We start from the raw sequence: 10,720 nt of genomic DNA on the forward strand, positions 1-10,720 counted from the left end.
TCCCGGCTGCTTGGTCAGATTGTTTATGCATAGCCTTGTGCCGCCCAAGCTTCATTATTTATATCGTTGTAATCAGTTTCCATATCCAGCTCAGCCACACATTGCGAGATTAAAGTTCGGGCACAAGGGCAGTGCATATCCTCAGGTACTTGCTGGCCGTCGGCAATAAAAGACAGCGGCAGATTATTCTCTATGATTGAAGAAACTGCCGAACCTATCGTTGCCGCTTCGTCAAGTTTAGTCAAAATACTGGCTTGTGGTTCAAAAACCTGAAAAGCCTTGATGATTTCATTCATGGCCTTGTATTCGGTCGCAGCCGACATTACCAGATAGGATTTAATGGCAATGCCGCTTTGTTGCAGGGTGTTAATCTGCTCGACCAGCTTCATGTCGCGTTGGCTCATGCCGGCAGTATCGATCAAAATAAGGCGCTTGTCCGAAAAACCGGTGATCAGGTTACGCAATTCAGCGGCACTGGATGCCACCCGAACCGGAACGTCAAGTATCCGTCCATAGGTATTCAGCTGCTCATGCGCGCCAATGCGATAATTATCGGTAGTAATCAACGCCACCTGTCTCGGCCCGTGTTTTAAAATGAATTTGGCGGCCAGCTTGGCAATCGTTGTGGTTTTTCCGACGCCAGTAGGCCCTACCAAAGCGGCAATACCGCCGTGCTGTAGCAAATCATCCTCGGCCACAGGCAGCACTTTAGCCAACAGCTCTTGAGCTTGACTAAAAACAAGTTCTGGATCCGTGTGATTGGTAAAGCGATTAGCAATTTTAACACTCAGTTTTCTTGAAATACTCATCCCAGCCAATCGCTGTAGCAAGTCAGCCCTGACCGGGTTGGTTTGTGACATTGCGGCCCAGCTAACGCTGGACAGCTTGGAGTCCATCGCAGACCGTAAGGATTTAAGCTCTTTGCTCATTTCCATCAGCAAATTATCGGCCGGGCTGCCCTGCTTTTCAGATGGCATAGCTATTTGCATAGGCCGTTCTGCTGGCTTGGGCTTCTGTGGCGTGGAATACACGACCGGTTTGGCAGCTTTTGCGGACACCGTTTCCATATTTCCGCGTAGATGCACTTTTTCCGCATAGCCGACATATTGGTCAATATTCCGGCGGCCGCCAGGGATGGTGGAAGTGTCGGAATCGGTAGGGAATCGGTTCGACCGACCGCCAGAAATGCCGGAAGTGTCGCGATCGGCCGGGAAGCGTTGCGGCCGCGCGGGAGAGCGCTCAGGCACGAAACCTTCCGCGCTTTGTTTTCTTTGACTGCTTAATACATGCAAATGATTTTTTTCCGCTTCAAAATCAGGCAAATCAACTTTTTTAGTTTCACGACTGCTTAAAATATCGCTATCGGCAGAAGACCTGTACGACCGATCAGAAGACTGTTGTTCTGCGGCCTGTTTTTGCAGCTTGCTCTGGATCAGCTGTTCATCAAAATCCCGCGCGGCGACAATTTCAACACCGCCATCAACAGATTTGTTGGACATTATGACTGCATCTGAACCCAATTCTTCTTTAACCATGCGCATGGCCTGGCGTATATCTGCCGCAAAAAAACGTTTAATTTTCATTACTTAGCCTCATGTACTATGTTCTTCGTCCGACAGTTGAAACCACTTTGATCTGGCGATCAGCAGGTATTTCATTGTATGCCAAGACATGTAAACCCGGAATTGAATGGCGAACGAATCGGGACAGCCAGGGGCGGATATAAGAAGAAACCAGCAACACTGCGGTCTGCCCTTCCATTTCCATCTTCTGCATACTTTCCTGCAAGGATGTATGCATTTGTTCTGCTAACCCCGGTTCTATCCCAACACCACTTTCGCCTGCCGTTTGCAAAGACTTATGCAATAACTGTTCCAACTCATGATCCAAGGTAATAACCGGCAACTCATCCTGCATGCCACTGATTTCATGGATAATTAACCGCCCTAATCCGGCACGTACCGCCGATGTCAGGATGTCGGGATCTTGACTCCTAAGCCCATACTCCGCCAAAGTTTCGACGATAGTGCGCATATCCCTGATAGGCACATGCTCTTGTAACAAGTTTTGCAATACCTTGACCACTACGCCCAACGGCAATGTTTTCGGCACCAGGTCCTCGACCAGCTTAGGGGCGGACTTAGCCAGGTTGTCGAGTACTTTATTCGCCTCTTCATAGCCGAACAACTCATGGGCATGTGCCTGCAAAAGATGGCTCAGATGGGTCGCCACCACCGTCCCAGGGTCGACCACCGTATAACCCAAGGTTTGCGCATGATCTTTCTGGTTGGGTTCTATCCATACCGCATCCAGGCCAAATGCAGGGTCCTTGCATTCCTTGCCCTTCAAAGTGCCAAAAACACGGCCGGGATTAATCGCCATCTCCATATCCGGCATAATTTCGGCCTCACCTACAGCCACGCCCATCAGCGAAATCTTGTAAGCCGTTGGACTTAAATCAAGATTATCCCGGATATGCACCGATGGAATTAAAAAGCCCAATTCCTGGGACAGCTTTTTCCGTACTCCCTTGATGCGAACCATAAGCTGCCCACCCTGGTTCTTGTCCACCAGCGGAATGAGCCGATAACCTACTTCCAGGCCGACCACATCAACCGGCATCACATCATCCCAACCCAGCTCTTTGGTCTCAGGAGCGAGCAGGTTTTGAGTCAGCTCCTGCGGATAATCGATAGTCACCAACTCGGCGTCTTTATGCCGTTTTTCGATTAAATAGGCTGCACCGCCCAGAACCGAGGCGAGCAAGATAAATACTAAATTCGGCATGCCGGGAATGATGCCCAGCGCGCCAACCACCGCTGCCGAGACCGTCAACGCTTTAGGGTTTGCAAACAGCTGCGCGGTGACCTGTTGCCCGATATTTTCGCCAGTGCTGCCAACTTTAGTAACGACCAGCGCGGAGGCTACCGACAACAACAGGGACGGAATCTGGGCGACCAAGCCATCGCCAATGGACAGCAATACATAAATCTTTCCTGCCTCGGCAAAACTCAGATCGTGCTGAAGAACGCCAATGGCCAAGCCGCCGATCATATTAACAAACAGGATGATAATCCCGGCAATCGCATCACCCCGGACAAACTTGCTCGCACCGTCCATAGAACCGTAAAAATCCGCTTCGGTAGCCACTTCGGCGCGCCGCTCACGTGCTTGATCCTGGGTCAGCAAGCCGGCGTTCAAATCGGCATCGATGGCCATTTGCTTGCCCGGCATCGCATCCAGGGTAAACCTCGCCCCGACTTCGGCAATCCGCCCGGCGCCTTTGGTGACAACCATGAAATTGATGATCACCAGGATCGCAAAAACCACCAGACCCACGGCAAAGTTGCCGCCGATCACGAAAGCGCCAAAGGCCTCAATCACCTTGCCGGCCGCGTCGCCGCCCTTATGACCCTCAATCAGTACGACACGCGTCGAAGCCACGTTCAACGCCAAACGCAATATGGTCGCAAGCAGGATAACGGTTGGAAATGAGGCAAATTCCAGCGGCTTAAGCGTATAAACAACGACCAGCAGGATGATTAGCGAGAATGCGATGTTAAAGGTAAAAAACAGGTCGAGTACGAATGCCGGCAAGGGCAATATCAGCATCGACAGAATCATAACGATAACTAACGGCGCACCCAGCTCGGCTTTGCCCAGCATCGCCAACGCGGCTTTTAATTTAGTAAAATCCATACCTCTAATCCCGTTTAAATTCGTCAGGCACGTTAATATCTGCCGGTGGCAATGGCGCTCTCCAGTCGTTTTTCTGCGCTGCTTTTAACTGATAGACATAGGCAAGTATTTGCGCCACAGCCAAATAAAGCCCTTGCGGTATCTCTCTATCCAACTCGGTCGAATAATACAGCGCCCTGGCTAAGGGCGGTGACGCCACCAGCGGCACATCGGCGCCTATCGCCGCGTTACGGATTTGGGCGGCTATCAAATCGACGCCCTTGGCAATTAGTTTTGGTGCGCCATTAGAAGTTTGGTCATATTTTAAAGCCACCGCATAATGGCTGGGATTAGTCACAATAACATCGGCTTTCGGCACTTCCGCCATCATCCGGTTTTGCGCCATATCCATTTGCATCCTGCGCTGCCGCCCTTTCACCTCGGGGCTACCCTCGGACTCTTTATGCTCATCCTTGATTTCCTGCAAGGTCATTTTCAGTTTCTTGTTGTGATCCCATAACTGATAAGGCACATCAAGCATCGCAATAACAATCAGCGAGGCACTGAGCAGTAAAAAGCACATGCCAATGATATTGAGTGCATGGTCTACTGCCTGCTCAGGCGACTCGACACCCAAACCCAGCAATTCACTGATATAGGATCGGTACAAAGCAACCGCGACAGCAAAAACCAATAAAATCTTCAGCAATGCTTTGAGCATTTCTATCAGTCCCCGCATCGCAAACAGCCGGGGTATGCCCTTGATGGGGTCCATTTTTTCCAGCTTGGGCGAAATAGCTTCCCAGCTAAATATCCAGCCGCCCATTGATATCGGCGCAATAATAGCGACAACGACCATCAACGCAAAAAACGGCGCAACCAACATGAGGCCATCAATCATTGCCTGCTTAAAATACAGAGTGAGGCTGACCGGATCAAAAATGGTTTCACGGCTCAGTTGAAAGTCGGCCCGCATCATGCCCAACAGACCCTTACCGATTTTCTCCCCCTGAATCAGCAACAAGGTTGCGCTGACGATCAGCATCGCGAAAGTGTTAAGCTCTCTGGAGCGGGCAATCTGGCCTTTTTTGCGGGCGTCGTCTAAACGCTTACCGGTGGGCTGTTCTGTTTTTTCCTGATCCGAATCTTCAGCCATAATCTACAATCGCAGTAACTGCCCGATCAAATCATAAGCGTCCGTTAACATCCCGGAGAATTGATCCAGCACATCCGGCAATGTTTTCCAGACCAACAACATGCCCAGCATCAAAGTTACCGGAAAGCCCACCGAGAATATTTGTAATTGCGGAGCCGCTCTGGACGCCACTCCAAAAATGACATTAATCAGCAACAGGCTGGCGACCACGGGCATAGCCAACAATAATCCGCCGGCAAACATTCGGCTGCTCCACGCCAGGATAGACCAGATACCGGCCTTGTCGATACCGTCAACGCCAATCGGCAGGGTTTTAAAACTATCCAGCAGCATTTGTATCAGCAATAAATGCCCATCCAAACTAATAAAAATTAGCGTCGTAGTGACGGTATAAAATTGTGCAATCACCGGCACCTGCTGCCCGCTTTGCGGATCAACCATCATCGAAAAGCCCAGACCCATGCTTAAAGCAATGCTTTGCCCGGTAAACACGACCGCCGCAAATACCAACTGTAAAATAAAGCCGCTCGTCAAGCCGATCATAATCTGCGTCAGGGCCATCATAAATCCGGGATAACTGAACATTTCAACTTTCGGTAAAGGGGGGAGCAACGGCATGACCACGAGCGTTATTGCCACTGAAAGAACCAGCCTGACCCGAGCCGGCACGGCTCGAATGCTAAACAACGGCACGGATACAAACATCGCGCTAATACGCATTAACGGCCATATAAACAATGCCGCTTGGTTGAGAATCTGCGCATCGGTAAAGTTCAACGTTCAACCAATTAAATGGGGGATGTCCCTGATCAAGCCTTGAAAATAATCAAGGAACATTTGCAGCATGGCCGGCCCCATAATCATCAACACAATCCCTATAACGATGACCTTGGGCACAAATGTCAAGGTCGCCTCATTAATCTGGGTGGCCGCCTGGAACATCGCGATAATCAGACCCACCGCCAAAGAAGGCAGCAATATCGGCGCAGTCAGCTTGATCGCAACAATCATCGCCTCCTGGGCAACCATGGAGATAGTTTCCGGCGCCATAAATTACCTTGAGCTGCCGTCAACTGACATAAAAACTCGCCGCCAACATTTCCATGATCAAAGACCAACCGTCAGCAAGAACAAACAACATGATTTTAAAAGGCAGGGAAATAATCATCGGCGACAGCATCATCATACCCATGGACATCAGCACGCTGGCCACCACCAAATCGATGATCAAAAAAGGCAGAAAAATCAGGAAGCCTATTTGAAAAGCCGTCTTCAATTCACTGGTCACGAAAGCCGGCAACAATAACGAAAACGGCACGTTTTCAGCCGAATCCAGTTCCGCATTGCCGGAAATCCTGATAAATAATTCCAGGTCTGACTCTCTGGTCTGCTTGAGCATAAACTGCCGGAACGGCTCGGACGCTTTTTCAAGGGCTGCGGTCACGTCGATTTTCTCTTCCAGATAGGGCTGTACGGCTTCGGTGTTCACCTTATCGAAGACCGGCATCATGATGAAGATTGTCAAAAACATGGACAAGCCTAACAACACCTGGTTACTTGGCGCCTGTCCGGTGCCTAATGCCGTTCGCAGCAAGCTCAGGACGATCATGATCCGGGTAAACGACGTCATGGTCAGCAACAGCGCCGGCAGCACGGTCAGCAAGGTCATTAACGCCAGAATCTGGATCGTTACCGAGTAGGTCTGAGCGCCTTGCTTGCCTGTAGTAATGGTGACTGCATCAATACCCGCTGCGGCGTAAGACGGCGTATCGAGCGCAAAAAAAGCGATCCCTATAATCAGCAACCGAAACGCCATTGATCGAAATAAAGCGCTGTTAGCCATTGGCTCTTCCTTTGATTACCTGTTGCACTATCGCGCTAAATCCGCTGTCTTTGTCGATAGACGACGGCTCATTAGTCAAGCAATCGTCGCCTTCCAACACATGCAGAGCGTCGATACGTCCCGGCGTCACCCCTAAAATCAGCTGCTTTTTTCCAACCTGGAGCAAAACGACTTTTTCCCGCATGCCCAATGACAGACCGCCAACGACGCGCATTTTTTCTGTGCCACCGGCAGAGATTCCGCTTAACTTGCGCATTCCCCAGACACAGAAAAAAAAGATAGCCAAGACTATCAACAAGGCCATGCCCCAATGAAGCATATCTCCGGAGGAAACCGTCCTGACTGCCTGTTTGGAAACATCGGCTCCCGGCACAGCAAAACAGGCGGGAAACCACCAGAACATCAACCATGCGGTAATTATCTTTTCAGGCATCAGGCTAATCTTTTAACCCGTTCCGACGGACTTATGACATCGGTTAAGCGAATCCCGAATTTATCATTGATTACTACCACTTCACCATGCGCGATCAGTGTGCCGTTCACCAACACATCAAGCGGTTCTCCGGCAAAACGCTCCAACTCAACAACCGAGCCCTGATTTAGTTGCAAAAGATTTCTGATATTAATCTGTGTCCTGCCAATTTCCATTGAAATAGTAACGGGAACGTCCAAAATAACATCAAGATTGATTTCATCGCCTGAAGCCGAAGATGATTGTTTATCTTCAAACTGATTATTAAACTCCTGGAATGCAGCGGCCTCAAAGTCATCAACCGGTTCTGCACCCCCAGGCATATCTGGATATTCACTCATGTTATTTCCCAACTTAATATTGTTATGATCAAACCCTACAACGCATCAGGTCGATTCAAAGCTTTACCTTATCCATAATCTGTATTGCATAATTGCCGTCCGATACGCCCACTTTACCTTCAAACACAGGAATTCCTTCCGCTTTAAGGATTACCGTCTCCGGCATATCAATAGGTATGACATCGCCTTTTTTTAACCGCATAACGTCTCTTATGGACATGCTTTTTTCCACTAGAAGGCTGTTTACATTGACCTCTGCTCTCAATACTTCTCCACGCAATGCCGCCTGCCAACCATTATCTACCTCGCCACTATCACTGCTGATGGCATCCAACAACTCCCGGATTGGCTCAAGCATCGCATAGGGCATAGCAATATTGACGTCGCCACCCCCGCCTTCCAGCTCGACATGAATGGTAGAGATCACGATAATATCCCCAGGCCCGATAATATTGGCAAACCGTGGATTAATTTCTGCGCCGATATACTCGAAATCGAGATCCATGACCGGCTTCCAGGCTTCTTTCAAATCCTTGAAGATCATGTCAATGATGATTCGAACCACCCGCATTTCAGTCGGCGTAAATTCCCTGCCTTCGGTCTGGTTATAAAATTGTCCTGCACCGCCAAAAAAATTATCGACTACCGTAAAGACAAGTCGCGGATCGATGACTATCAATGCCTTGCCGCGCAAGGGATTAAACCGAACAATCGTTAAATTAGTCGGAACCAGCAAGCCCTGTATATATTCAGAAAACTTTTGAACCTGAATACCGGATATAAAGATTTCTGCCGAGCGACGCAGAAAGTTGAATAATGAAATGCGGATAAATCTGGCAAACCGTTCATTAACCATTTCCAGGGTCGGCATACGCCCGCGAACAATTCTTTCCTGGCTGGCAAAGTCATACTCCCTGACCGCGCCTTTTTCATAAAATTCTTCAGCATCGGCTTCAGCATAAAACTCGGAATCATCCTCTGTTTCGATATCTCCATCGCTAACACCATTTAGCAGTGCATCTATTTCTGCCTGCGAGAGTAAATCACTCATGTTATTGCATTACAAATGAAGTAAAAAAAATCTCATTAACCTTCCCCTTCCCTGCCATTTTTACTAGCACGGCGGTCACATCATCTAACATAGCTTTGCCTAACAGCTCCTTTCCTTCGCGAGTATTCAAACTTGCCGGGTCTTGCGCACCAATCAGCATCAACAGATTATTGCGCATCATAGGTTCATTTTTTTTTAAAACTTCAATAGTCTCGGCGCCTTCGACTAACATGGACACTGTAATCCGCCCGTGCTGAATTGCCGCTCCCTTGGGAAAGTCGACAACAATCGGTTTGCTCATATCAAAATAGAGCTTTTCCGCATGAACTGCCGCCTCATCCTCATCAGCATGCTCACCTTTTCCATTGGATGAATCCTCTTTCATAAGAAAGAAAGTGGCGCCGCCACCCGCTGCTAATAGTATTATTGCCGCGACAATTATGATGATCAGTTTTTTGGGAGACTTTTTTATGCTCCCGCTTTCTTGCTCAAGTTCAGCCATGTTAAAACCCTTTAGTTTTTAATCCGTAATTAAGCAATTTAAAGACCACATAACAATAATACTTATAAAACAACTTAGTAAATTAAAATTGCCATTCACCGACATCTGTAAATAACACTAACAAACAGCTGAATGTTATCATTGACCGGCATCACAAAACCGAATCATACAAGAAAAAAGATCCTTTTAAAAGAATAAGATACGAATACTTGTAAATGTTAATGATTAATTGTGACAAGCATCAATTACAAGTCTTGCGAAGTGAATACGCTCAAAGAACCGCGACCTTGGTAAATGAACCCGCCATAAAACCGACGCCTATGCGCAATGAAAACTTTCACCCCTGTCCGCAATAAATGTTCTTGATGGCCAGGCACAGTTGCTCATCAAAACAACATCATTCCTTGGAAAGTGAAATGCCATTAAAAACAAAGCAGCATGAACAATTTATTGTATTAATGACCATTGATATCAACATTAACCATTTGTCGTTAAAGAATCGGCGTCAAAATATTATTGTAGCCAGCCAATATGACGATATTTTGATGAACATTGAAACGACTCAATTCGACCTAATACTGCTTGATTTTACTGCAAACTGTTCGACCGCACCGATTCCCGACCGATTGCAACACTCTCGTTATCCTTGGCAATCGGAGCTTATCACTCGCATCAAAAATCCTTTTGGAATAAACAACGAAACACCGGTTATCGCTATCACTAATACGGAAGACGAATTCTATAGCGATGAACAATATCCGATGGCATTTTATGATTGTCTGACTGGTCCCATAACGGAACAACGGGTCAATGAGGTTATAGATCTTTGGCAAACAAAGGCTTTTGATTACGTGCAAATAATCCTGAGTAAAACTAAAAATAACCCGCGGCTTACTCTAACCCTTTTTGAAAAATTGTTTGATGAATTGCCTTCGCAAGTCATTGACATTAAAAATGCGCTGGAAAACAAGCAATACGATCTTGCCCATGAAATTACGCACAAGTTGAATGGTTCGGCGAGTTTTTGTGGCTTAACGGACATTCAACAGTCAGCAAATGCATTAGAAAGCGGCCTGTTAAACAATAGTTTTGCCAGCGTATATCAGCACTTTCTCATGCTGCAACAATGCATTCTAACTTTTTCAAGCCATCAAAAATTTATCCTGACACACTTAGGCAAATACTAAGCCATAAAAAAGCCCATAAAGGGCTTTCTTACGGGCTGCAAAAACCGGTTTAGCCTAATTCGTCAAGCAGTGCCTGGGCTGCTTTTTTTTGTTCAACCGTACCTTGGTCAAGCACTTCTTTGGCAATATCCTTAGCCGCATCTGCATCGCCCATATCCACATAGGCTTTTGCCAAATCCAGCTTCGTTTCCAACTCATCCATGTCGGTTAGATCAGAAACACCAAATTCATCATTCTGACTGGACTGCTCACTAGTTGTCAGATCAAAATCAAAATTAAAGTCAAAGTCACCGCCAAAATCATCACTGAAGTCTAATGATTTATCCGCAGAAAACTCAATGTCCTGTGACTTTTTATTGTTATTTTCTAAACCGGCAAAGTCATCCGCCGTCTCTTCGGTATCCATTGAAAACGAGCTTAGATCGAAATCAACGCTTTCTATTTCTGCGCCCGGCTTATCCGCAACAGCGCTGAGAGCAGTAAAGTCGTC

At 47.5% G+C, this 10,720-nt stretch carries 12 protein-coding genes; 1 reads left to right on the plus strand and 11 read right to left on the minus strand.

The window, feature by feature from the left end; all coding sequences use genetic code 11:
- Positions 1-23: 23 nt before the first annotated feature.
- The 10 genes from flhF to M0R47_RS02300 are packed head-to-tail and all read right to left on the minus strand — an operon-like array spanning position 24 to position 9,043.
- The gene (gene flhF, locus M0R47_RS02255; RefSeq protein WP_292549690.1) at positions 24-1,583 is read right to left on the minus strand and encodes a flagellar biosynthesis protein FlhF; all 1,560 of its coding nucleotides are present in this window, start codon (positions 1,581-1,583) and stop codon (positions 24-26) included.
- A 16-nt stretch (positions 1,584-1,599) separates the two neighbouring features.
- A complete protein-coding gene (gene flhA / locus M0R47_RS02260) occupies positions 1,600-3,699 on the minus strand; it encodes a flagellar biosynthesis protein FlhA (protein WP_292549693.1) in 2,100 nt (699 codons plus the stop codon).
- 4 nt (positions 3,700-3,703) lie between these two features.
- Positions 3,704-4,834, minus strand: a complete 1,131-nt coding sequence (flhB, locus tag M0R47_RS02265; RefSeq protein ID WP_292549696.1) for a flagellar biosynthesis protein FlhB — start codon at positions 4,832-4,834, stop codon at positions 3,704-3,706.
- Between the two features lie 3 nt (positions 4,835-4,837).
- Positions 4,838-5,611, minus strand: coding sequence for a flagellar biosynthetic protein FliR (gene fliR, locus M0R47_RS02270; RefSeq protein ID WP_292549699.1), 774 nt, complete (start codon positions 5,609-5,611; stop codon positions 4,838-4,840).
- A 3-nt stretch (positions 5,612-5,614) separates the two neighbouring features.
- Positions 5,615-5,884, minus strand: a complete 270-nt coding sequence (gene fliQ, locus M0R47_RS02275; protein WP_292549702.1) for a flagellar biosynthesis protein FliQ — start codon at positions 5,882-5,884, stop codon at positions 5,615-5,617.
- A 19-nt stretch (positions 5,885-5,903) separates the two neighbouring features.
- Positions 5,904-6,650 carry a flagellar type III secretion system pore protein FliP gene (fliP, locus tag M0R47_RS02280; protein WP_292549740.1) on the minus strand — a complete coding sequence of 249 codons (747 nt, stop codon included), beginning with the start codon at positions 6,648-6,650 and terminating at the stop codon, positions 5,904-5,906.
- 19 nt (positions 6,651-6,669) lie between these two features.
- A complete protein-coding gene (gene fliO, locus M0R47_RS02285) occupies positions 6,670-7,110 on the minus strand; it encodes a flagellar biosynthetic protein FliO (protein ID WP_292549704.1) in 441 nt (146 codons plus the stop codon).
- Positions 7,110-7,490, minus strand: coding sequence for a flagellar motor switch protein FliN (fliN, locus tag M0R47_RS02290; protein ID WP_292549707.1), 381 nt, complete (start codon positions 7,488-7,490; stop codon positions 7,110-7,112). Before fliN ends, fliO begins: the two co-directional genes overlap by 1 nt.
- Positions 7,491-7,545: 55 nt before the next feature.
- Complete coding sequence (fliM, locus tag M0R47_RS02295; protein ID WP_292549710.1) at positions 7,546-8,541, minus strand: flagellar motor switch protein FliM; 996 nt, start codon at positions 8,539-8,541, stop codon at positions 7,546-7,548.
- A 1-nt stretch (position 8,542) separates the two neighbouring features.
- On the minus strand, positions 8,543-9,043 hold the full coding sequence (locus M0R47_RS02300) for a flagellar basal body-associated FliL family protein (RefSeq protein WP_292549714.1): 501 nt from the start codon (positions 9,041-9,043) through the stop codon (positions 8,543-8,545).
- A 416-nt stretch (positions 9,044-9,459) separates the two neighbouring features.
- Here M0R47_RS02300 and M0R47_RS02305 point away from each other — a divergent pair, with 416 nt between their 5' ends.
- Entirely contained in the window at positions 9,460-10,230 is a 771-nt protein-coding gene (locus M0R47_RS02305) for an Hpt domain-containing protein (RefSeq protein WP_292549717.1), read from the plus strand.
- A 49-nt stretch (positions 10,231-10,279) separates the two neighbouring features.
- Here M0R47_RS02305 and M0R47_RS02310 read toward each other — a convergent pair.
- The coding region (locus tag M0R47_RS02310) for a FimV/HubP family polar landmark protein (protein ID WP_292549720.1) at positions 10,280-10,720 on the minus strand (441 nt) is incomplete at its 5' end.

It is taken from the genome of Methylobacter sp., assembly GCF_023227905.1.
Lineage (GTDB): Bacteria > Pseudomonadota > Gammaproteobacteria > Methylococcales > Methylomonadaceae > Methylobacter_A.